Consider the following 21,826-nt stretch of genomic DNA (forward strand, 5'->3'; position numbering starts at 1 on the left):
TCGGAGGTCCGGGCCGCTGTCCAGCGCATGACGTGGGGGCCACCTGGTGGGACCACACCCACTCTGAAGATCAACAGAGGGCATAATGCGGCCGTGACCAGCATCAAACCGGGCCGCGACGCCATCGATGCCGCGCTCGATCGCCGTTACCCCGGCGTGCTGCGCCATCACGTCACTCTGGCCCCGGCCACCGCCGGCGGTCTGCACGGCTGTTCCGCCGTGCTCGATGACAGTGATGCGCACTGGCATTTCGTCACCTACGGGCTGACCGAGCTGGGTGGTAAGTCCGAGGATGACGACCCGGACTGGTCGGGGTGGGGTTTCGAGCTGACGATGCGGGTGCCGGCCGACGCGCCGGCCCCGCCGGAGTGGCCGTTCACGCTGCTGACCCGGGCCGCCGCGCACGTCAACTCCCACGGTGTGGTGCTGGACGACGGTGACCGGCTGGACCTCGATGAGGAGCGGGTCACCGTCGTCCGCGATCCCGACCTGGGGGAAATCGTCACGCCGAACGGGAGGGTCGTGTTCCTACGTGTTCAGCAGTGAGTGTTTGCGGCTGTAACCCCAGTACACGATGGCGCCGATGACGAACCAGGCAGCGAACCGCAGCCAGGTCTCCGGGGCCAGGTAGGTGATCAGCCACAGGGAGAAGACGATGCCGACGGCCGGTACGACCGGCATGCCCGGCAGCCGGAAGGTGCGGGGCAGGTCGGGCTGGCGGTACCGCAGCACGATGACGGCGGCGCAGACCACCACGAAGGCGAGCAGGATGCCGATGTTGGTCAGTTCGGCGGCCTCCCGGATCGGCAGGAACCCGGCGATCACGGCCGACACGACGCCGGCGATCCAGGTGACCCGGGTCGGCACCCGGCGTTCGGGGTGCAGTTTGGCGAACCAGGCGGGCAGCAGCCCGTCGCGGCTCATCGCGTACCAGACGCGGGTGACGCCGAGCAGGAACGTGAACATGACGGTGAGGATGCCGATGATCGCGCCGACGGCGATGACGCTGGCGAGGCCGTTGAGGCCGACCGACTGGAAGGCGGTGGAGAAGCCGCTCTCGGCGTCGATCTGCCGGTAGTTCTGCATGCCGGTCAGCACGAGGGTGGCGAGCACGTACAGCACCATCGAGATGGCCAGCGAATACATGATCGCTTTGGGGAGGTGCCGGCGGCCGTCTTTTGCTTCTTCCGCGGCGGTGCTCATCGCGTCGTACCCGAACACGGCGAAGAAGACGGTGGCGGCGCCGGTGATGGCGCCGCTGACCCCGAACGGGAAGAACGGGTTCCAGTTGGCGGTGTTGACGTAGAACACGCCGACGCCGACGACGAGCAGCACCACCGCCACCTTGATGATCACGACGGTGGTCTCGAAGCGGGCGGCCGTGCGGATGCCGCGGCTGAGCAGGAACGCGATGAGCAGGCAGAGCAGGGCGGCGAACAGGTCGACGACGCGTCCTTCGCCGGAGCCGGGCGCGCCGAGCATCCAGACCGGCAGGTCGACGCCGATCTCGCCCATCAGGAAGCTGAAGTAGCCGGAGATGCCGATGGCCACGACGGCGACGATGGCGGTGTACTCGAGCAGCAGGTCCCAGCCGATGAACCAGCCGACGACCTCGCCGAGCACCGCGTATCCGTAGGTGTAGGCGGATCCGGCTTTCGGGATCATGCCGGCGAACTCCGCGTACGACAGGGCCGCCGCGGCGCTGGCTATCCCGGCGAGCAGGAACGAGATCAGCACGGCGGGTCCGGCGGTCTCGTTGGCCACCGCCCCGGCCAGCGCGAAGATGCCGGCTCCGATGATGCCGCCGACGCCGATCGCGGTCAGTTGCCACAGTCCGAGCGTGCGTTCCAGTCCGCTGCCGGGTTCGTCCTCGATCTGCTCGACCGGCTTACGCCGGAATACCCCGCGCCCTTGCCCCAGCTGGCTCACCGCAGATTTCCCCCTTCTCGCCACCCACCTGCCCGCTGCCGGCCGTCACGCGCCGCCGGCTTTCCGTCTTCGCCGCCAACCCCTTTCTGGTACGGGTCACAGCGCCCCCCAGCGCAACCCGGGCCGTCCCCGAGTGTCACCGCGACGTGCTGCAACGCCGGGCCGCAGCGCGGCCGCCGGGCCATCTGCCCCCTCACCGTCAGCCCCCGCCCCGGCGGGGCTCGGCCGCCCGTCGTCGGCCGCGGGAGGGCGGGAGGGGGCGCCCGTCCCGCGACCGGTGCGGCCCGCACCGTTGCCGGTGGGGCGCACCTCCCGGAGTATCACGTTCCCGACTCGATCGCATCCAGAGCGGCCGATATCTTCGTGGGCGGTGAGCCGGGACGTCCGCCGGCTGCCCGGCCGGATGACCGGCCTGGTCCGGGACGGGCCCCGTCCGTACTCTGGTGCGGGTGTCTACTGAGATCAGTGAGCTGCTCGAGACCGCCGCACCCGCCGCGACCAGTGTGGTGCGCGGCATCCGTGACGACCAGTTGGACCAGGCCACCCCGTGCACCGAGTTCGCGGTGCGTGACCTGCTGAACCACCTGTTGCAGGTGACGGTGAACTTCCAGGCGATGGCCCGCCGCGATGACGTCGACTGGAGTCCCGGTCCGGACCGGCTCACCGGTGACTGGCGGGGCGCGTTCGCCGGTGACCTGGATGCGTTGCGGGTGGCCTGGTCGGACCCGCGGGCGCTGGAGGGTGTCTCGCCCGGGATGGGTCTGCCGCAGCGCACCGTCGGCCTGATGCTCGTGGTGGACCTGCTGGTGCACTCGTGGGATCTGGCCACCGCCACCCGTCAGCCGTACCGGCCGGATCCGGCTGTGCTCGCCGCCGGTGCGGAGTTCGTCGACCTGATGGGCGACATGGCCCGCAAGATGGGGGTGTTCGGCCCGGAGCTGGCCGCCCCGGACGACGCGGACGACCTGGGCAGGCTGCTGGCCAGGACGGGCCGTGACCCGCTGTGGAAACCCTGACGCTGCCGGTGGTGTGACCTGAGTCACGCGCTGTCACGAAACGTGGGGCGGCCGGTGCCTGATGGCCATGAGCATCGACGTTCTTGTGATCGGGGGCGGGTACGCGGGTGTGATGGCCGCGAACCGCCTCACCCGGCGGGCCGGCGTGTCCGTGACGTTGATCAACCCGCGGCCCCGGTTCGTGGACCGGATCCGCCTGCACCAGCGGGACGCGGTCGTCGCGTACGACCGGGTGCTGGCCCGCGGGGTCCGGCTGGTCGTCGGCACCGTGACCGCGATCGACGCCCCGGCACGTTCGGTGACCCTCGACGGTGGCGGCACCGTCCGCTACGACTATCTGATCTATGCGGTGGGCAGTTTCGCGGACGCCCCGCCGCACACCTATCCGATCGCCACGCTGGAGGACGCGCAGCGGCTGCGGCAGGCGGTCGGCTCCGGGCCGGTCACCGTCGTGGGTGGCGGCCCGACCGGCATCGAGACCGCCGCCGAGCTGGGGGCCGGGACGACGCTGATCTGCGGCGGGCAGCTGGGGCCGTACCTGCATCCGCGGGGCCGGCGGTCGGTGGCGAAGCAGCTGGCGCGGCTCGGGGTGAGCGTGGTCGAGGACGTGACGGTGACCGGGGTGACCGCGGACGCCGTCAAGCTCAGCGACGGCCGGGAGCTGCCGAGCGCGGTGACCGTCTGGGCCGCCGGTTTCCGGGTGCCGGACCTGGCCGCGCGCAGCGGGCTGGCCACCGACGCGGCCGGCCGGTTGCTGGTCGACGAGACGCTGACCAGCGTGGACGACGAGCGGATCGTGGCGGCCGGGGATGCCGGGGCACCGTCCGGCCGGCCGTACCGGATGAGTTGTCAGGCCGCCGTCCAGCTCGGCCCGCAGGCCGCCGAGACGGTGTTGAGCCGCGTCGCCGGCCGGGAGCCGAAACCGGCGGAGGTGGGTTTCGCCGGGCTGTGCCTGAGCCTGGGCCGGGACGCCGGTGTCTTCCAGGCGGCCACCCGCAGCGACACGGCGAAGGGCTATCACGTCGGTGGCCGGGCGGGCGCGGTGATGAAGGAGCTGATCTGCCGGGGCATCCTCGGGCAGTTGCGTTTCGAGGCGCGTCACCCGGGCGTGCTGTCCTGGTGGGGCAGGGATCCGCAGCGCGCGCAGCTGACGGTGGAGGGAGCGCACCGGTGACCGACCGTGCCACTGCGGCTTTCGTCGAGTACCGGAACCTGTTGTTCACCGTCGCCTACGAGATGCTGGGGTCGGCGGCGGACGCCGAGGACGTGCTGCAGGAGACGTGGCTGCGGTGGGTGGCGGTGGACCTGGAGGCGGTGCGCGACGCCCGGGCCTATCTGGTGCGGATCACCACCCGGCAGTCGCTGAACCGGCTGCGCTCGATCGGCCGGCGCAAGGAGGCGTACGTCGGCCCGTGGCTGCCGTCGCCGCTGCTCACCTCGCCGGACGTGGCCGAGGACGTGGAGCTGGCCGAGAGCGTGTCGATGGCGTTGATGCTGGTTCTGGAGACGTTGACGCCGGCCGAGCGGGCGGTGTTCGTGCTGCGGGAAGCGTTCGACGTCGGCTACGACGAGATCGCGGCCGCGGTCGGCAAGACGCCGGCGGCGGTCCGGCAGATCGCACACCGGGCCCGGCAGCACGTGGAGAGCCGCAAGCCGCGGGAGACAGTGTCAGCGGCGGAGACCCGTGCGGTGCTGGAGACGTTCCGCAGCGCGGTCGTCACCGGGGACCTGGAGGGTCTGTTGCGGGTGCTCGCCCCGGACGTGGTGCTGGTGGGTGACGGCGGCGGCATCAAGCAGGCGGCTCTGCGCCCGGTGGCGGGCGCCGGCAAGGTGGCCCGTCTGATCTTCGGCGGCATCCGGCGGGTGCACGAGCAGATCGACACCGCGGTGACGGTCTTCAACGGGAGCCCGTCGCTGGTGCTGCATCTGGACGGGGAGTTCGACGGGGTGATGGCGGCGCGGGTCGTGGCCGGCCGGATTGCCGGTATCTACTACGTCCGCAATCCGGAGAAGCTGACGCACGTGGTGAGTGCGACCCCGCTGACCCTGCGGTGAGGTCCCTGTTCCGGAACGCACCTTCGAAGTGAGCCGGATCGGCTCTCTCCTCACGACCACGGCGATCGTTCGTACAACATAACTGTCATTATGATGTAGAGGAGTTTTGTCCCTTTCTACCGACCGGGCGGATTATTGGATTGCAGTTATTGGTAATCCAGTAATCCGCCCGGTTCGCACCGATTAGTTTTCACGCCGTGCCCGTCTGTACCTGTGAGATCGACTTACGAGAGGCTGGCACGATGCGGAAACTGACCTTCGCCATGAACGTGACGCTGGACGGCTACATCGCCGCGCCCGGTGACGACCTCGGCTGGAGCGGGGGTGACGGACCGGACTCGTCGTCCAGCGACGAGCTGTTCCAGTGGTGGTCCGACCGGGTGGGAGCCACGAGCCTGGCGCTGTACGGCCGCAAACTGTGGGAGGCGATGAGTTCCCACTGGCCGACCGCTGACCAGCAACCCGGCGCCACAGGGGCGGAGATGGAGTACGCCCGCCGCTGGCGGGACATGCCGAAGGTGGCGTTCTCCTCGACGATCGACCAGGTCGACTGGAACACGCGTCTGGTCACCGGCGACGCCGTCGCGGAGATCACCCGGATCAGGGCCGAGGACGGCGGCCCGATGGACATCGGCGGCGCGACCCTCGCCGGGGCGGCCATACGTGCCGGGCTGGTCGACGAATATGTCGTGGTCACCTATCCGGTCCTGGTGGGCGGCGGCACGCCGTTCTTCACCGCGCTGGACAGCTGGGTGAACCTGGACCTGGTCGAGACCCGAACGTTTGCCGGTGGGGTGATGATGACCCGATACGGCCGGTCCCGGACCAGACAACGCTGAGCAGTCGATCCGGGCGGGTGTTCTCCCGTTCGGTCTCGCCCATCGCGGCTAAGGAGGCCGGGCAGCGGCCCGGCGAGCAATCCAGGACCAAGCCGTGCCAGTAGAGATGATCTGCGGGAGCGGTGAGTTCGCCGGACCCGGCCTCCAAGGAGATATGTGGTGAGGCTCAGCAGGTGCCGGGAGGTTGCCGATCGGGTGTAGAGCGGCCGGCGGGGGCTGACCGCGAGAGAGGGCCGGGCTGGAAAGCAGCTTGGCATCCTTCTGTCACGCGCCGAGGAGAAACCCATGAGTACCTCTGCTGCTGCCGTTCCGGTGGCGCCTGCAGCTCGGGGGCGGCGGTCGTTCGCTGACCTGAGTGTCAACGTCAAGATTCTGATGGCTGTCGCGCTGGCTGCGCTGGTCGCGTTGGTTGTCGGGGTGCTGGGGCTGTCCGCGTTGGGGCAGGCCAGCGAGTCCGCGCAGTTGATCTATCGCAGTAATGTCGCGTCGGTCAAGGCGATCGCGTCGGTGGACAAGACGTTGGTGCAGGCGCGGCTGGATACCGCCTTCCAGTTGATCTCACAGAAGCCCGCTGACACCCAGAAGTACGCCGACGCGTTCGCCGCGGACCAGGAGGCGTTCGAAGCGGCGGTGGCCGCGTACCGGGCCAGTAATCCCAGCGGGGATCCGGCGCTGATCGCGGACCTGGAGTCGCGGTGGCAGGCCTACGTGCAGATCGTGGAGACGAAACAGTTGCCTGCCGGGCAACGTAACGACATCGCCGGCTGGGAGAAGACCCGCTCCGCAGAGGTCCTGCCGCTGATGACGCAGATGGGCGAGGACATCACCACGTTGACCGCGGCCGAGGACGCCGACGCGGCCCGCAACGCCGGGGCTGCGCGGTCGGCCTATGACTCCAGCCGCATCATGTCGATTCTGCTGCTCGTGACGGGGCTGGCCGTGGCGCTGGGGTTGGGCGTGTTCGTGGCGCGTTCCATCGTGCGCTCGCTGAACAAGGTCAAGGCCGTGTGCGAGGCGCTGGCCGCCAACGACCTGACCCGCACGACCGGGCTGACCTCCCGCGACGAGACGGGGCAGATGGGTCACGCTCTGGACACGGCGGTCGGTGCCCTGCGGCAGGCGGTGACCACCATCGAAGGGTCAGCCGTGACCCTGGCCGGCGCGTCGGAGGAACTGACCGCGGTCAGCACCCAGCTGCAGGCCGGCGCCGCGGACGCCGCGCACCGGGCCACCACGGCGACCACGGCGAGTGAGGACGTCAACGCCGGGGTGCAGTCGATCGCGGCCGGCGCCGAGGAGATGAGTGCCTCGATCACGGAGATCGCGTCGAATGCCAGCTCCGCGGCGCAGGTGTCGCAGAACGGCATGGCCGTCGCCGAGCGCACCACCAGCCAGGTCGCCGCCCTTGGTGCGGCCAGCGCGGAGATCGGCGACGTGGTCCGATTGATCACCAGCATCGCCGAGCAGACCAACCTCCTCGCCCTCAACGCCACCATCGAGGCCGCCCGCGCCGGGGAACTCGGCAAGGGCTTCGCCGTCGTCGCCGGCGAGGTCAAAGAACTGGCCCAGCAGACCGCCAAGGCCACCGAGGAGATCACCGCGCGGATCGGCAACATCCAGGCCTCCAGCGCCACCGCCGCCACCGCGATCGGGGAGATCACCGACGTGATCCGGCAGGTCGGCGACTACACCACCACCATCGCCTCCGCAGTGGAAGAGCAGACCGCCACCACCGGCGAGATGAGCCGCTCGGTGGCCGAAGCCGCCACCAGCAGCGCCGATGTCGCGCGCACCATGTCCGGGGTGGCCGAGGTCGCCAACGCCACCGCCGAGAGCGCCAAAGCCACCCAGCAGGCCTCCGGCGACCTGACCCGCCTCGCCAGCGACCTGACCACCCTGGTCGGCAGCTTCCGCCACTGACCCGGAGCGGGCCGGCGGCTTACTCCTTCCAGGAGGCACTTATGTCGATCACATCCGGGGACACGGCGGACGGCCCGTACGGGCTGCAGCGCCCGACGATGTCCGACGCCTACGAGGCGATGCTGCGCGTGCACGGGCACACCGGCCGCTCCACCTGGGAACGGCTGCTGCAGACCGCCGCAATGTCGGGCACTGAGACCGGCGACGACGCCCTGCACCGGCTGCTCACCGCGATGACCGGCCTCGACCCCGTCAGCCGGCTCTGCGCCCAGGCCCTGAACATCCGCCTGTCGGCGCACACCCACCTGTCCGCCGCGCACACCATCACCAGGAGTTCCGCATGAGCACCATCACTCCTACCGACCTGTTCCGCCGTCTCGGCCAGCCGGCCCGCATCCACCAGATCGCCCGGTACGACGTCTTCGACTCCACCCTGCAAGCCGAACTGGACACCCTGGCCACACGCACCGCCGGCCTGCTCGACGCGCCGGTGTCCATGGTCTCGGTCGTACTCGACAGCTCCCAGTTCATCATCGGCCAGCACGGCGTACCCGGCTGGGTCTCCGCAGTCCAGGGCACGCCTGCGGAATGGGCGCTGTGCAGCCACACCGTGCTCGCCGGCCGGCCGTACTGCATCGCCGACGGCACGACCGACCCCGTCCACGCCGACAACCCCCTGTTCGCCATGGCACCGATCCGCAGCTATGCCGGCGTACCCCTCACCGACGACAGCGGCCACATCCTCGGCGCGCACTGCGTCATCGACGTCACCCCCCGCACCTTCACCGACGCCGACATCGCCGTGCTGACCACCGGCGCCACGGAAGCCATGCGCATCCTGGCCGAACACCGCACCCCCACCAACCCAGGCACCTGAACAACGGCGACCCGGCCCCGGCACCACGACAAACTCCGCCACTCACCACTGCAGAGAGTCCGCGCATCCGGCCACGCCGGCAGGCAACGGCCGGTACACCGTCCTACCCCGCCAACGGTGTACCGGCCGCCGCGGCAAACCTCCCTAACAGACGAGCCCGCTAGGACTAGCCATGCACTCACCACCAGCGGTCACCATGCACTACGACCGACAAGACGTCGTCAACCATCTGCTCGCCGCCGCCCTGCAGGCCCGCGCCATACAACAAAATGTTCTTCGCACCGCGGCCCTCGCCCCGGCTGATCAGCCGCAAGCGGCCGTAGACCTCATCGATGCCGCCACCGCCCTCACCCGTATCCACGACATGCTGCTGCGCGCAGCCGACATTCAGTCGCCGGCGCCGGCTCGATGTCCCAACGATCAGGTGAGCGGCCGATACCCGTGAGCTGGGCCTCGACGGCAGACCGTGCAGCGGGCAGGTCGTCAGCCGACGACCTTTTCGACCGTTCCGTACCGGGGGGCGATGAAGCGGGTTGGGCTCGATCTCGCGTTGATCGACCGTTCACTCTCGTGCGGTGATGGTCGGATCCCGGGCTTGCGGGGTGGCGATGCCCGGCAGCCGATCTCTTACTACGCAACAACCACCTCGCACCTGTGCGGTGGCCGGTTATCCGTCTGCGGGCCGATAGCGTTCGGGTTTCGTTGCCACGCCAACCGAAGGGCCCCTATGACGATCAACGCTGCTCACCGCTCCAACGACAACTTGGTGGACGCGTCGCTACGCGGCGATCGGTCGAGCGCGGTTGCAGCGTTACTGCCCGCCGACGGCGCCCTCACCGGGGGGCTGCGGGAATTCGTGGGCCGCGTCGCCGTGATCTATGAGGCCCACGTCGCGGCCGTGACCGCCGTGGTCGATGACGTGGTGTTGATGAGCACCGCTCGTGGGGTGCCCGCCGCGCCCGGCAATGTGGCCGCCGGGTCGGCGCCCTCCGGCACGGTCATCCTTCACCATGCGCCCGTGCTGATCACCGACACCCGCCTTGACCGGCGACATGCCGGCAATCGCCTCGTGATGGCCAGCGAGATGCGTTCCTACGCCGGCGTGCCGTTGCCTGTCGGCAACGGGTCCGCCGGCACCCTGTGCGTCATGGACGAGCGGCCCTTCGCGTTCAACGACGAGGACCTGCACGCCTTGCAGAGTCTTGCCGTGCACGCGGTCCGGCTCCTGCACGACAGCCGGCACGGCGGATAGCGCCCGCGGCCGGCGAACCCGGGTGCGGCACTGCGCCGGCAACCACCGCAGTGCCGCACGGTCCCTGCCGGTCAACATCCGCATGAGCCTGGCGTAGGTCGTCGAGATCGCGGGCGACGGTCCATGGAGCGCGCGACGATGGTGTCACCGGCACGGACGAATGCGATCAGTCATGACACGCCTGGTCGGCCTCATCGCGGGGGAATGTGTGATCACAGTGTCGCCGGCAGGCCCAGCCATGGTTTGCCGGTGGCGTCGAATCCGGTGAGTTCGGCAACCTTCCCGTCGACGATGTGCAGCACCGCGATGGTGAACAACCGGTACTGCGGGTCGTCAGGGGTGCGCAGGTACAGCGCGGCGGCAGGCATGCGGTTGACCGTCGTGGTGAGACAGCGCCAGTCGTCGTAGCCGCGCTGGAAGAGCCCGTTGGCGAGCCAGCTGTCCACCGCTTCCTCGGCCGTGACGATCAGAGTGCCCGAATCGGGAAGCATCACGAAGCGCAGATCCTCGCGCAGCAGGGCCGTCAGCCCGACGATGTCATTGCGCTCATGGGCGTCGACATACGCCCTCACCACGGCGCGTTCCTCGTTCGACAGCTCGTGCGTGGCGGGGGACCGCCAGTCGAGGCGGCGACCGGGCAGCTGCTCGCGCATCGTCACGCGCGCCCGCTGCAGTGCGCTGGTCACCGACGCGACGGTCAACTCCAGGGCGTCGGCGGCCTTCGACGCCGGCCAGCCGAGGACGTCGCGCAGGATGAGCACCGCCCGCTGCCGCGGCGGCAGGTGCTGGACGGCGACGATGAACGCCAGCTCGATCGTCTCCCGCGTCACCGCCGACTCCTGCGGGTCCTCCGGAAGCATCCGGTCCGGGTAGGGCTGCAGGTATCGCAGGTCCGGGCCCGCGCCCGGCAGCTCGGCAGACACGGGTGTGCGGGCGTTGCGTTTCTCCAAAAAGTCGAGGCAGGCGTTCGTGGCGATCCGGTACAACCACGTCCGCAGCGCCGCGTGTCCCTGGAACGACTCGCGCTTGTGCCACGCTCGCAGGAACGTCTCCTGCGTCATGTCCTGGGCATCCTCGTAGTGCGCGAGCATCCGGTAGCAGTGCACCTGCAGCTCACGCCGGTGGCGCTCCGTCATGCGCGCGAACTGCGCCGTGTCGCCTGAGCGGACCGCCGCGATGAACGTGGCCTCGTCGGCGCCCGGCAGTCTGGCTTCGGTCATGGTCAGTAATCCTCCACCGGTGCGGAAAGTCAACAGAACTGACGGCGTGGCGGAGGTTTTCTGATCGGTGGTCACCCCTCACCGCTACTGGCGATACCGATCATCCACCGGGGTGCTGCCGGCGTCGCGGTGCCGCCTTTTGAAGAGTTCGGTGTGCCGGTTGGTGTGCCTGGCGAATGAGGGAGCGCTGCGGTGGGTAGCCTGCCCGAACGAGAATGAGCTTGCACAAGCGCTCAGCACAGACGGAAGGACCTCCCTTGGCCGGTGGACTCGCAGCCCTGCTGGATGACGTGGCGGTGCTGGCACGTGCCGCAGCCGCGTCCGTGGACGACGTCGGGGCCGCCGCCGCGAAAGCCGGCGCGAAAGCCGCGGGCGTGGTCATCGACGACGCCGCCGTCACCCCGCAATACGTTCGGGGCCTGGCAGCCGAACGTGAACTGCCGATCGTGCGGCGCATCGCCCTGGGCTCACTGCGCAACAAGTTCCTGATCATCCTGCCGGTGATCCTGCTGCTCAGCGAGTTCCTGCCGTGGGCGCTGACGCCGCTGCTGATGATCGGCGGCGCCTACCTGTGCTTCGAGGGCGCCGAGAAAGTGTGGGAGCGGATCGCCCACCACGACACCCACGGCGAGGCCGAACAGAAGCAGCCGGAGGAAAAGGTCCTGGTCGCCGGGGCCATCCGCACCGACCTGATCCTGTCCGCCGAGATCATGGTGATCTCGCTGAACGAGGTAGCGGCGGAGTCGTTCGTGAACCGGCTGGTGATCCTGTCGGTGGTCGCGATCCTGATGACGGTCCTGGTGTACGGGGCGGTCGGCCTGATCGTGAAGATGGACGACGTCGGCCTCAAATTGTCGCAGCGGTCCAGCAAGGGCGCCATCTCGCTGGGCCGCGGCCTGGTCAAGGCGATGCCTAAGGTGCTGTCGGTGCTCAGCGTGGTCGGCACCGCCGCGATGCTCTGGGTGGGTGGCCACATCCTGCTGGTCGGCACCGACGAGCTCGGCTTCCACCCGCTGTACGAGTTCGTCCACCACATGGAGGAAGCCGCCCACGACGCGACCGGCGCCCTCGGCGGCGTGGTCGGCTGGATCGTCAACACGGTGGCCAGTGCCATCATCGGCCTGATCGTGGGTGCGCTCATCGTGGCCGTGCTCAGCGTGACCCTGCACCGCAAGGGCCACGGCAAGGGCCACGACGACAAGCACGACGAGAAACAGGGTGGCTCGCCCGCGCCTGCCGGCACTGCCACGCCTGCCGGCACTGCCACGCCTGCCGGCACTGCCACGCCTGTCGCCACTGCCGCGCCGCAGCCGGGGGGCGAGGGGGGTGCCGCGCCGGTGACCGTTACCGAGGATCCGGCCGCAGCCGCACCCGGATCGCCGGCAGCCTCCGGCGCACCTCCCGCGGTCGCACCGTCGGCCGTGACACCGCCGCCTGCCGCGCCGCCGGCGGTCACACCGGGAGCTGTGACACCGCCTGCTGCCGAGCCGGGATCCGCGCGCGACCCGAAGTAGCCGATTGATCACGGCCCGGGCACCCGTCGGTGCCCGGGCCGTTTCGTGTCTCAGCCGCTCGTGAGGATCACCAGCTGCTGCGTGGCCCGGGTCATCGCCACATATCGGTCGACCGCCCCAGCGACGCCGTCGCCGAACCTGTCCGGGTCCACCAGCACGACCAGGTCGAACTCCAGCCCCTTGGCCAGCTCCGGCGCCAGCGACCGGACCCTCGGCCGTGCCGCGAACCCGGCATCCCCGATCACGCAGGCCACCCCCTCGGCGTGGTCCTGCAGCCAGTCGTCCAGGATCGCGCCGAGGTCGGCGGTTGCCGCGTGCCTCACCGGCAGGCCGCTGCTGCGGATCGACGTCGGCACGTTGGCGTCCGGCAGGGCCGCCCGGATCACCGGTTCCGCCTCGGCCATCACCTCGGTGGGCGTGCGGTAGTTGATGCTCAGCGACGCCAAGCTGACCCGGTCCAGGCCGACCCGCTCGAGCCGCTGCTCCCACGACTCGGTGAATCCGTGCCGGGCCTGCGCGCGGTCCCCGACGATGGTGAAGCTGCGCGACGGGCAGCGCAGCAGCAGCATCTGCCATTCCGCGTCGGTCAGCTCCTGCGCCTCGTCGACGACGATGTGCGCGAACGGCCCGGCCAGCTGGTCCGGCTCGGCCCTGGTCAGCGCGTTCTCGTCGACGAGGACGTCTTTCAGGTCCTGCTGGCGCAACATCGTCATCAGGCCTTCACCGTCGTCGTAGCTGTGCGACGCGATCAGGTCGTCGATCACCCGGGACATACCGGCGCGCTGGGTGGCGACCTCGGCCTCCCGCTGCCGGCGCCGCCGGGACTCCGCCGGATCTCCGAGACGCTGCCGGGCGGCGTCCAGCAGAGGCAGGTCGGCGACGGTCCAGGCCTGCGGGTCGGGACGCTGCAGTCGTCGTACGCTCGCCGCGTCCAGCCAGGGCGCGCACCTGCGCAGGTAGGCGGGAACCGACCACAGGTCGCCGACCAGGTCGGTGGGTTCCAGCAGCGGCCAGGCCCGGTGGAGGGTGCCGGCCAGTTCCCGGTTCTGCGTCAGGGCCTTGCGCAGCAGGTGTTCCGGCTCGTCACCGTCGTGCTTCTCCAGCAGGATCGTGATCAGTTCCTCCCAGACCTGATCACGGGCCTCGTTGTGTGGGACGCCAGGCCCGGCCGCCCGGAACGCCTCCGCCCAGTCCCCGGCGGTGAGGCGCACCTCGGACTCGTAGGTGGCGACGGTCATCGCGGTGGTCGGCGGCTCCTCGTAGAACCGCACCGCCGCGTCGATCGCCGTGACCAGGTCGGCGGACGCTTTCAGCCGGGCCACCTCCGGGTCGGTCTCCGGCAGCGCGCCGGCGCCCTCGGGCACCAGGTCCTTGAGCGTGCAGGTCTGCACGTCGTCCTCACCGAGGCTGGGCAGCACGTCCGCCACGTAGGCCAGGTACGGCTCGTGCGGGCCGACGAACAGCACCCCGCCCTGCCGGTGACCGAGCCGCGGGTCGGAATAGAGCAGATAGGCGGTGCGGTGCAGCGCCACGACGGTCTTGCCGGTGCCCGGGCCACCGTCGACGACGAGGGCGCCCCGCGACCCGGCCCGGATGATCGCGTCCTGGTCGGCCTGGATGGTGCTGAGCACGTCGCGCATCCGCGGCGACCGGCTGCTGCCCAGGCTCGCGACGAACGCGGACTGGTCGTCGAGCGCGGCGTGCCCCTGCAGGGCGTCCGGGCTGAACACCTCGTCCCAGTAGTCGGTGACGCGGCCACCGGTCCACCGGTAACGCCGGCGGCTGACCAGTCCCATCGGGGTGGCGTGGGTGGCGCCGAAGAACGGCTCGGCGGCGGGGGACCGCCAGTCGATCAGCAGCCGGCGGCCGTCGCTGTCGGTGAGGCCCAGCCGTCCCACATACACCGGTTCCGCTTCGTCGGCGTGCACGATCCGGCCCAGGCAGAGGTCCAGGCTGAAGCGGCGCAGCGTGCGCAGCCGGGCGGTCATCCGGCGGACGGCGTCGTCCCGGTCCACCGCCTGCCGTCCCTTGCCGGCGGGTGCCCTGCGCTCGGTGTCGATCCGTTCGGACAGCTCGGCGATCGACTGTTCGATGTTGCGGGTCATCGCGGCGAAGTGCTTCTCGTCGTCGGCGATCAGCGCGGCCTCCGCCTTGGCGGCCAGCCGATCAGGCAGGGCGAACGCGCTCGTAGTCGTGTGGTTCACGCGATCAGCCCGCTCCCGGAGGTCGGCAGCGCTGGTCGCGGCTCATACGTCGGCAAAACCGTATGCATTACGTGAATCCCCCATTTGCCCTGTACCCGGCTCAGGTCGACGATTCTCCGCCAGCACCGGGGTCTTGCGGCAAGTCCCCCAGTGCGATATAAGTTGGGAGTGGCGGGGACGAGGTCCTCGCTTTTTTCGTGCCCACCGCTCCTCTGGCGTGCCCCCAAGCCCGAGTTTCGTGCTGACAGCTGCGCGCGTGCCCGTATCCATCCCGCGCGTGCCCGCGCCGTGGTGACCCACCACGAGGCCACCACACCGTCACTTCCTGACTCGGCCTGCCGCGGCGCCTCCGCTGTCACATTCCGGTGGCCTGTCCCGTCCTGGTGGCAACTGACCACTCTGGAGGGTTCGTGTTCGCCACTTACGTCGCAGTGACCATCATCGCCTCGCTGTTCACCGGCAGCGCCGCCGTCACCTATCTGATCGGCCACGAATATCCCAAGGCACAGGCCGACATGAAACGCATCCCACGCTCCTGGGTGCCGATCCTCGGACTGCTGCTGGCCGCCGGATCCGTGGGCCTGCTGGTCGGTTTCGCCGTCCCGCTGCTCGGCACCCTGGCCGCCGTCGGCCTGGTCCTGTATTTCACCGGCGCCCTGATCGCCCACCTGCGGGTAGGCTCCCGCAACCTGATCGGCTGGGCCGTCTTCTTCGTGACCGTGGCGGTCAACCTGGGTGTGAACATCGCTTACCACTCCTGACCGTGGCCCGCCCCCGGCGTCTCCGATGAGGTGCCGGGCGCCGGTGGCCCGCCCGGTTCACGTCCATCGGAAGAACCTGGTCGCGGCCAGCCCGCAGAGAACCGTGCACGATGCCAGCGCGAGCACCGGTCCCGGCTCGAAGCCGGCCCCGTTCCACGACCCGGTGATCGCCTGCACGGAGGCGCCGAACGGCAAGGCCTCGCCGACCCGGGCGACGCCGTCCGGCAGATTGGCGACCGGGCCGAACAGGCCGCCGACCCCGCCGAGGCCGAAGAACACGAGCAGGCCAGTCGCCAGGGCGGCATTGATGCTGGGCGCCAGCGCCGCTATGACCAGGCCGACCGTGAACATCGCCGTGGTCGACAACGCCAGGATCGCGGCCGTCGCGGGCAGCGACTGCGGTGCCGTGGCGCCGAACCCGCCGACCGCGATCACCGCGGCGAGCAGCACCCCGGCGAGGATCTGCAGTCCGCCCGCGACCAGGTGGGCGCCAAGGACCGCGGCCGGGGGCACCGGCGTGACGGCGAGCCGCTGCAGCACACCGGTCTTGCGGTAGGTCGCCAGCGTGGCGGGTGCGTTCACCATGCCGACCGTGCCGATCACCACGGTGAGCACCAGCGGCAGCACGAACCGGGAGAGCACGTCACCTGGCACGTTGAGCGCGTTGCCGACCAGGATCAGCATCGGCAGGGCGATCGGAATGACCAGCCCGGCCGTGTCGCGCACGACCGTCCGCAACTCGGCGCCGACGAGCAGCCGCCAGATCCGGAGCGTGGCGTGCCCCCCGTGCAGAAACGTGGCGCGCTCCCGGAGGCGGGTCATGATGTGCCCCCGGTGAGCGCGAGGAACGCCTCCTCCAGGGTCGCCCGCCCGGTGACCGTGGCCAGGCCCGCCGGACTGTCCACCGCGACGAGCCGCCCGTGGTCGAGCAGCGCCACCCGGTCGCAGAGCCGCTCGACCTCCTCCATGGTGTGGCTGACCAGCAGCACCCCCACCCCGTCGGCGCGCAGACCCGTGACGATCCGCCAGATGTCCCGGCGGCCCTCCGGATCCAGGCCGGTCGTCAGCTCGTCGAGCACCGCCACCCTCGGGCGCCCGACCAGCGCCACCGCGACGGACACCCGCTGTGCCTCGCCGCCGGACAGCTCCTCGAACCGGGTGTCGCGGCGGTCGACCAGCCCGAGGAGGTCGATGAGATCATCCGGGTCGAGGCCGTCGCGGTGGAAGCCGCGGTGCATCCGGATCAGCTCCCGGACGGTCAGAGCGCTGTGCAGTGACGCTGTCTGCAGCTGCACGCCCAGCAGCCGGCGGACTGCCCGGCGGTCGGCGATCGGGTCTAGGCCGAGCACCCGGACCGCCCCGCGGTCGGGCCGGATGAGGCCGGCGATCGCCGCCACGGTGGTCGACTTCCCGGCGCCGTTGCGGCCCAGCAGGCCGAAGACCTCGCCGCGCTCGACGCTGAAGCCGACCCCGTCGAGCGCGACGGTCCGTTTGAATCTCTTGTGCAGGTCGGTGACCTCGATCGCCGTCATGCCAGAAAGTCTCGGCTCCGGACATGATCCGGCGCCCGTGCCGCCGGTCATGACGGCGAACCATGACTATCGGCACGGGCCGCGCCGCACCCGCCGGCCCTACTCTGAGCGCATGAAGCCACGGTTCGACCCCGATCTATGGGGGGCGGTCTACGGCACGCTCCTCTGCGTGGCGGTGGGCCTGCCCGTCCTGATCGTGGACGCCCGGGGCGGCGATCTGACGACGATCCCGTCCGGCTGGTGGTGGGCCTGCTTCGCGGGCTATGTCGTCGCGCAGAGCCTCTGCACCTGGTTCTCCGAGTGGTTCGACCGGTGGGCGGTGCTGCTGGCGCTCGGCGCCCTGACCGTGCTGGGCTGGGTGCTGGCGCTGACGGCGGCGCAAGCAGGTTGGACATCGATCCTGCTCATCTACACCGCGGCGCTGACCGTCCATCTGGTGGCCTGGCCGGTGACGATCGCGGTGGTCGCGCTCAACACGGCCGTCACCGTGATCGCCGCCGCGCTGGCCGACGCGACCACCGCCACCCTGCTGATCACCGGCACGCTCTATCTGCTGCTGCAGCTGGCGTCCGCGATCGGCGTGCTGACCACGATCCGCGCCCAGGACAACGCCCGGCGCCTGGCCGTCGCGCACACCGAGTTGCGCGCGGCGAACGCGTTGCTCGCGGAGAAGTCGCGGGCGGACGAGCGGATGCGTATCGCCCGCGAGTTGCACGACGCCCTGGGCCACCAGTTGACCGTGCTGACGCTCGAGTTGGAGACCGCCTCCCACAAGGCCGACCCGGCCGAGCACGTGGCCCGCGCCAACCGGATGGCGCGCGAGCTGCTGGCTGAGGTCCGGGAGACGGTGGGAGAGTTGCGGGAACGGGCGCCCGACCTGCTGGCCACCCTGGAGCGGATCGCCGAGGGCCTGCCGGCGCCGCGCGTGCGGTTGTCGGTCGACCCGGCTGTGCAGACCGACGAGGCACGCACGACGGTGCTGATCCGGTGTGTGCAGGAGGTGGTGACAAACTCGATCCGGCACGCGCGCGCCGAGCACGTCTGGATCGACATCGCTCGCAGCCCGCAGGGAGGGATCGTGTTCGAGGCTTACGACGACGGGCACGGCACCGATCGGGTGGTGATGGGGCACGGCCTGACCGGCATCTCGGAGCGGGTTCGTGAGCTGGGCGGGCACGCACGATTCGAGGGCAGCGGCGGGTTCCGCGTGGTGGCGGAGGTGCCCGCGCCATGATCAGGGTCTGCCTCGTCGATGATCACACTCTGGTGCGTCAGGGCTTCCGCACCTTGCTGGGCCTCGCCGACGACGTCGAGGTGATCTCCGAGGCGGAGGACGGCGCGGCGGCGGTGGCCGTCATCGAGGCGGATCCGCCCGACGTGGTCCTGCTTGACCTGCGCATGCCACGCCACGACGGGATCTGGGCGCTGCAGACGTTGAAGGAACGCGGGAGCACGGTCCCGGTGCTGGTGCTGACCACGTTCAACGACGATGAACTGGTGTTGCGGGCCGTCCAGGCGGGCGCGGCCGGTTACATGCTCAAGGACGTCACGCTCGACCAACTGCTGGACGCGGTGCGCACCCTCGCGGCCGGCGGAACCCTGGTGCAGCCGGCCGTCACCGAACGGGTGCTGCGGGCCGTGCGCACGGGTTCCCCGGGCGGCAAGGCAGGCGCACCGAGACTGACCGAGCGTGAACTCGCGGTGCTGCGGCTGCTGGTCAGTGGCTACCAGAACCGTGAGATCGCCGACCGGCTGTTCCTGGCCGAGGGGACGGTGAAGAACCACGTGTCCAGTGTGCTTTTCAAACTGGGCGTCCGCGACCGCACCAGCGCCGTCCTGCGCGCCCTGCAAGACGGCATGCTCGGCTGAGCCCGACCGGAGGTGATGGCGCGCCCGGCGGGGCCCGGGTGAGGGACGGCGGGCCCGGTGAGGGACGGCAGGCCCGGTGAGGCGTGGGCGTGGGTGTGGGCATGCAAGGCTCGCGGGGTGTTCATCAAGGGGATCATGTTGGACCGGGTGCCGGCCGGCGGCTACCCGTTCGACCTGCCGGCGGTGCGGGCGCTGGGCGCGCGGCGGGAGTTGCGGCTGGATCGGCCCGTGACGTTGCTGGCCGGTGACAACGGCTCCGGCAAGTCGACGCTGATCGAGGGTGTCGCGGTGGCGGCCGGGTTCAACGCGGAAGGGGGAAGCACGTCGTTCAACTTCGCGACGCGGGCGAGTGAGTCGGCGCTGGGTGAGCATCTGGTGCTGTCGCGGGTTCCGGGGCGGCGACCGCGTAACGGCTACTTCCTGCGGGCCGAGTCCTTCTACAACGTGGCGACCGAGGTGGAGCGTCTCGGGGTGGTGGACGGCTACGGCGGGGTCTCGCCGCACGAGCGGTCGCACGGTGAATCGTTTCTGGATCTGGCGACGCACCGGTTCGGGCCGGCCGGGCTCTATCTGCTGGACGAGCCGGAGGCGGCGCTGTCGGTGCAGGGCTGTCTGGCCCTGCTGTTGCGGATCGGGGAGCTGGTCGCGCTGGGCAGCCAGTTCATCATCGCCACCCACTCGCCGATCCTGCTGGCCTGCCCGGATGCGGTGATCTACGAGATCGGCCGGGAAGGTGACATCTCGCGGATCGAGTACGACCAGGCGGACGCGGTCGTGTTGACGCGGGCGTTTCTGGCGGACCCGGCGCGCTTCCTGGGTCGGCTCTTCCAGGAGGACGCCTAGCGGCCGCTCCCGACGGCGGGGCGGGTGCGGGCAGACGAGGCGGGGGCGGGACGGCGAGGCGAAACGGGGCGATGCAGAGCGAGGCGAAGCGAGACGACGAGCCGGACGAGGGTGGGAACCTTCACCCGGGCGCAGCACCCCGCGCGGCCATGAAGTCGGAGGCCGCGCCACGCAGCGCCCGCACCAGCGCCGCCACAGCCGGGTGGTCCGCGGCCCCGCGCCGGAACGCCACCCGGGTCCGGCGGCGCGTCGGACCCTCGATCAGCCGTACCCCGGCGGGCAGCGGGTCCGCCGCCAGCTCCGGCACCAGGGAGACGCCCTGGCCGGCCGCCACCAGCGCCAGGACCGCCCCGAAGTCGTCGGCGTGATGGCGTGCCCGCGGAGCGAACCCGGCGGACCGGCACACCCGCACGGTCACCTCGTGGCACAGCGTCCCTGGGCCGGCCAGCACCCACGGCATGTCCCGCAGGTCGGCGATCCCGGCCGCGGTGACGTCCGACGGCACCGCCAGGTACACCCTCTCCTCGAACAACGCGATCGACCCCAGGTCCGCGTCGGCGACCCCTGGCGCCGCCGAGTAGTCGTGCAGGAGTCCGGCATCCAGCCGCCGCTCGCGCAACGCCACCGGTACCGCCACCGGATCGATCTCGGTCACCGACAGCTCCAGCGCCGGGTGGTCGCGGCCCAGCGCCACCAGCACTGCCGGCAGGACGGTGCGCACCGCGCTGGGATAGGCCCCGATCCGTAACGGTCCTGCCGGCTCGCCGCGCACCACCGCGAGCGCCGCGTCCGCCTTTTCGAGTGCCGCCAGCACGTCACCGGCGTGGCGCACCAGCACCTGCCCGGCCGCGTTCAGGGACACCCGCCGGCCGCTGCGTTCCAGCAGTGCCGCTCCGGCTTCCCGTTCCAGCGCGGCGAGCTGCTGGGACACCGCGGACGGCGTGTAGGTGTGCGCGGCGGCGACCGCAGCGATGGTGCCGAGCCGGTCGAGGTCGCGAAGCAACAGGAGGCGGCGCACGTCGAGCATCAGCACAGCTTACGGTCAACGGCAGAAATCGAAACTGGAACTTACGGCGGACACCGGGCAGCGTAACGACCATGAACGGTGTCTGGGTTCCGCTGATCACTCCCTTCGCAGCCGACGGAACGGTTGCTTTACGCGTACTCCGGCAATTGGCTCTTGATGTGCTGGAAGCCGGCGCCGCCGGTCTGGTGGCCCTGGGGACGACCGGGGAGCCGGCGGCGCTGAGTGCGGCCGAACGCGCCGCGGTGCTGGAAGTGCTGTCGCAGATCGGGGCGCCGTTGCTGGTGGGGGCGAACTCGCCGGCGCAGCTGGCCGAGGTGCCGCAGGCGGCGACGGCCGCGCTGACGCTGGTGCCGCCGTTCCTGCGGCCCGGCGAGGACGGTGTGGTGGCTTATTTCGCGATGATGGCGGCGCGGAGTCCGGTTCCGCTGGTGGTCTACCACGTCCCTTGCCGGACCGGTCAGCAGTTGTCGGCTGCGGCGCTGCGCCGGCTCGCCGGGATCGACGGGGTGATCGGGGTGAAGTACGCGCCCGGCGTCCTCGACGGGGAGGTGGTCGCGCTGCTCAGCGACCCACCGGCCGGGTGTGATGTGCTCTGCGGCGACGACGTGCTGCTCGCGCCGATGCTGGCGCTGGGCGCGCGCGGCGGCGTCCTGGCCTCCGCTCACCTGGAGACCGCCGCCTTCGCGGACCTGGTGGCGGCGTGGCAGGCCGGCGACGTCGCGCGGGCACGGCAGCTGGGGAAGCGGCTGGCCGGGCTGTCCGCGGCGCTGTTCGCCGGGCCCAACCCCACGGTGGTCAAGGCGGCGCTGCATGCGGCGGGTCGCATTCCCACCCCTGATGTACGACTGCCGTTGCTCCCCGCGCAGGCATCGATGGTTGACGCGGTGGCATCGTGGCTCTACGGTTCATTAGTAGAGTAATGAACCAGTGAGCCAGGGAACCGCTAGCCGAGGAGGCGATGTGGAGCG

Annotated in this window: 22 protein-coding genes; 15 read left to right on the plus strand and 7 right to left on the minus strand. The window is 70.5% G+C overall.

Annotation, left to right across the window (positions count from 1 at the left end; genetic code table 11):
* The first annotated feature begins 93 nt into the window (after nucleotides 1–93).
* The gene (locus AC0NH5_RS26125) at nucleotides 94–546 is read left to right on the plus strand and encodes a suppressor of fused domain protein (RefSeq protein WP_474408570.1); all 453 of its coding nucleotides are present in this window, start codon (nucleotides 94–96) and stop codon (nucleotides 544–546) included.
* Here AC0NH5_RS26125 and AC0NH5_RS26130 read toward each other — a convergent pair.
* Entirely contained in the window at nucleotides 529–1,929 is a 1,401-nt protein-coding gene (locus AC0NH5_RS26130; protein ID WP_474408573.1) for an amino acid permease, read from the minus strand. The genes AC0NH5_RS26125 and AC0NH5_RS26130 overlap by 18 nt on opposite strands.
* A gap of 449 nt (nucleotides 1,930–2,378) precedes the next feature.
* On the opposite strand from AC0NH5_RS26130, the gene AC0NH5_RS26135 reads away from it, so the two are divergent.
* From AC0NH5_RS26135 to AC0NH5_RS26165, 7 genes are all read left to right on the plus strand, one after another.
* Entirely contained in the window at nucleotides 2,379–2,945 is a 567-nt protein-coding gene (locus tag AC0NH5_RS26135; protein WP_474408576.1) for a TIGR03086 family metal-binding protein, read from the plus strand.
* Between the two features lie 67 nt (nucleotides 2,946–3,012).
* Nucleotides 3,013–4,119, plus strand: a complete 1,107-nt coding sequence (locus AC0NH5_RS26140; RefSeq protein WP_474408579.1) for an NAD(P)/FAD-dependent oxidoreductase — start codon at nucleotides 3,013–3,015, stop codon at nucleotides 4,117–4,119.
* Nucleotides 4,116–5,000, plus strand: a complete 885-nt coding sequence (locus AC0NH5_RS26145; RefSeq protein WP_474408581.1) for an RNA polymerase sigma-70 factor — start codon at nucleotides 4,116–4,118, stop codon at nucleotides 4,998–5,000. The genes AC0NH5_RS26140 and AC0NH5_RS26145 overlap by 4 nt, the downstream gene beginning before the upstream one ends.
* A 242-nt stretch (nucleotides 5,001–5,242) precedes the next feature.
* Nucleotides 5,243–5,839 (plus strand): dihydrofolate reductase family protein, encoded by a 597-nt coding sequence (locus tag AC0NH5_RS26150; protein WP_474408584.1) that lies wholly within the window; start codon nucleotides 5,243–5,245, stop codon nucleotides 5,837–5,839.
* 285 nt (nucleotides 5,840–6,124) lie between these two features.
* Complete coding sequence (locus AC0NH5_RS26155) at nucleotides 6,125–7,759, plus strand: methyl-accepting chemotaxis protein (RefSeq protein WP_474408587.1); 1,635 nt, start codon at nucleotides 6,125–6,127, stop codon at nucleotides 7,757–7,759.
* 41 nt (nucleotides 7,760–7,800) lie between these two features.
* Complete coding sequence (locus AC0NH5_RS26160) at nucleotides 7,801–8,103, plus strand: hypothetical protein (protein WP_474408589.1); 303 nt, start codon at nucleotides 7,801–7,803, stop codon at nucleotides 8,101–8,103.
* Complete coding sequence (locus tag AC0NH5_RS26165) at nucleotides 8,100–8,636, plus strand: GAF domain-containing protein (protein WP_474408591.1); 537 nt, start codon at nucleotides 8,100–8,102, stop codon at nucleotides 8,634–8,636. Before AC0NH5_RS26160 ends, AC0NH5_RS26165 begins: the two co-directional genes overlap by 4 nt.
* A 178-nt stretch (nucleotides 8,637–8,814) precedes the next feature.
* Here the strand turns inward: AC0NH5_RS26165 and AC0NH5_RS26170 are convergent, their stop codons facing one another.
* A complete protein-coding gene (locus tag AC0NH5_RS26170) occupies nucleotides 8,815–8,997 on the minus strand; it encodes a hypothetical protein (RefSeq protein WP_474408593.1) in 183 nt (60 codons plus the stop codon).
* Between the two features lie 366 nt (nucleotides 8,998–9,363).
* Here AC0NH5_RS26170 and AC0NH5_RS26175 point away from each other — a divergent pair, with 366 nt between their 5' ends.
* A complete protein-coding gene (locus tag AC0NH5_RS26175; protein ID WP_474408595.1) occupies nucleotides 9,364–9,888 on the plus strand; it encodes a GAF domain-containing protein in 525 nt (174 codons plus the stop codon).
* A gap of 212 nt (nucleotides 9,889–10,100) precedes the next feature.
* Here the strand turns inward: AC0NH5_RS26175 and AC0NH5_RS26180 are convergent, their stop codons facing one another.
* Nucleotides 10,101–11,108, minus strand: a complete 1,008-nt coding sequence (locus AC0NH5_RS26180; protein WP_474408598.1) for an RNA polymerase subunit sigma-70 — start codon at nucleotides 11,106–11,108, stop codon at nucleotides 10,101–10,103.
* Nucleotides 11,109–11,365: 257 nt separating this feature from the next.
* On the opposite strand from AC0NH5_RS26180, the gene AC0NH5_RS26185 reads away from it, so the two are divergent.
* Nucleotides 11,366–12,622 carry a DUF808 domain-containing protein gene (locus AC0NH5_RS26185; RefSeq protein ID WP_474408601.1) on the plus strand — a complete coding sequence of 419 codons (1,257 nt, stop codon included), beginning with the start codon at nucleotides 11,366–11,368 and terminating at the stop codon, nucleotides 12,620–12,622.
* A 50-nt stretch (nucleotides 12,623–12,672) separates the two neighbouring features.
* Here AC0NH5_RS26185 and helR read toward each other — a convergent pair whose 3' ends face one another.
* On the minus strand, nucleotides 12,673–14,826 hold the full coding sequence (gene helR, locus AC0NH5_RS26190; RefSeq protein WP_474408604.1) for an RNA polymerase recycling motor ATPase HelR: 2,154 nt from the start codon (nucleotides 14,824–14,826) through the stop codon (nucleotides 12,673–12,675).
* Nucleotides 14,827–15,236: 410 nt separating this feature from the next.
* On the opposite strand from helR, the gene AC0NH5_RS26195 reads away from it, so the two are divergent.
* Nucleotides 15,237–15,587, plus strand: a complete 351-nt coding sequence (locus AC0NH5_RS26195; RefSeq protein ID WP_474408606.1) for a DoxX family protein — start codon at nucleotides 15,237–15,239, stop codon at nucleotides 15,585–15,587.
* A gap of 57 nt (nucleotides 15,588–15,644) precedes the next feature.
* Here AC0NH5_RS26195 and AC0NH5_RS26200 read toward each other — a convergent pair whose 3' ends face one another.
* Entirely contained in the window at nucleotides 15,645–16,409 is a 765-nt protein-coding gene (locus AC0NH5_RS26200; protein WP_474408609.1) for an ABC transporter permease, read from the minus strand.
* Nucleotides 16,406–17,119, minus strand: coding sequence for an ABC transporter ATP-binding protein (locus AC0NH5_RS26205; protein WP_474408611.1), 714 nt, complete (start codon nucleotides 17,117–17,119; stop codon nucleotides 16,406–16,408). Before AC0NH5_RS26205 ends, AC0NH5_RS26200 begins: the two co-directional genes overlap by 4 nt.
* A gap of 112 nt (nucleotides 17,120–17,231) precedes the next feature.
* Here AC0NH5_RS26205 and AC0NH5_RS26210 point away from each other — a divergent pair, with 112 nt between their 5' ends.
* From AC0NH5_RS26210 to AC0NH5_RS26220, 3 genes are all read left to right on the plus strand, one after another.
* A complete protein-coding gene (locus AC0NH5_RS26210; protein WP_474408613.1) occupies nucleotides 17,232–18,353 on the plus strand; it encodes a sensor histidine kinase in 1,122 nt (373 codons plus the stop codon).
* Entirely contained in the window at nucleotides 18,350–18,988 is a 639-nt protein-coding gene (locus AC0NH5_RS26215) for a response regulator (RefSeq protein ID WP_474408615.1), read from the plus strand. Before AC0NH5_RS26210 ends, AC0NH5_RS26215 begins: the two co-directional genes overlap by 4 nt.
* A gap of 135 nt (nucleotides 18,989–19,123) precedes the next feature.
* Complete coding sequence (locus AC0NH5_RS26220; protein WP_474408618.1) at nucleotides 19,124–19,831, plus strand: AAA family ATPase; 708 nt, start codon at nucleotides 19,124–19,126, stop codon at nucleotides 19,829–19,831.
* Between the two features lie 121 nt (nucleotides 19,832–19,952).
* Here the strand turns inward: AC0NH5_RS26220 and AC0NH5_RS26225 are convergent, their stop codons facing one another.
* Nucleotides 19,953–20,858, minus strand: a complete 906-nt coding sequence (locus AC0NH5_RS26225) for a LysR substrate-binding domain-containing protein (RefSeq protein WP_474408620.1) — start codon at nucleotides 20,856–20,858, stop codon at nucleotides 19,953–19,955.
* 71 nt (nucleotides 20,859–20,929) lie between these two features.
* Here AC0NH5_RS26225 and AC0NH5_RS26230 point away from each other — a divergent pair, with 71 nt between their 5' ends.
* Entirely contained in the window at nucleotides 20,930–21,778 is an 849-nt protein-coding gene (locus AC0NH5_RS26230; protein ID WP_474408623.1) for a dihydrodipicolinate synthase family protein, read from the plus strand.
* The last annotated feature ends 48 nt before the right edge of the window (nucleotides 21,779–21,826 follow it).

The organism is Actinoplanes sp. 13 (assembly GCF_056134165.1).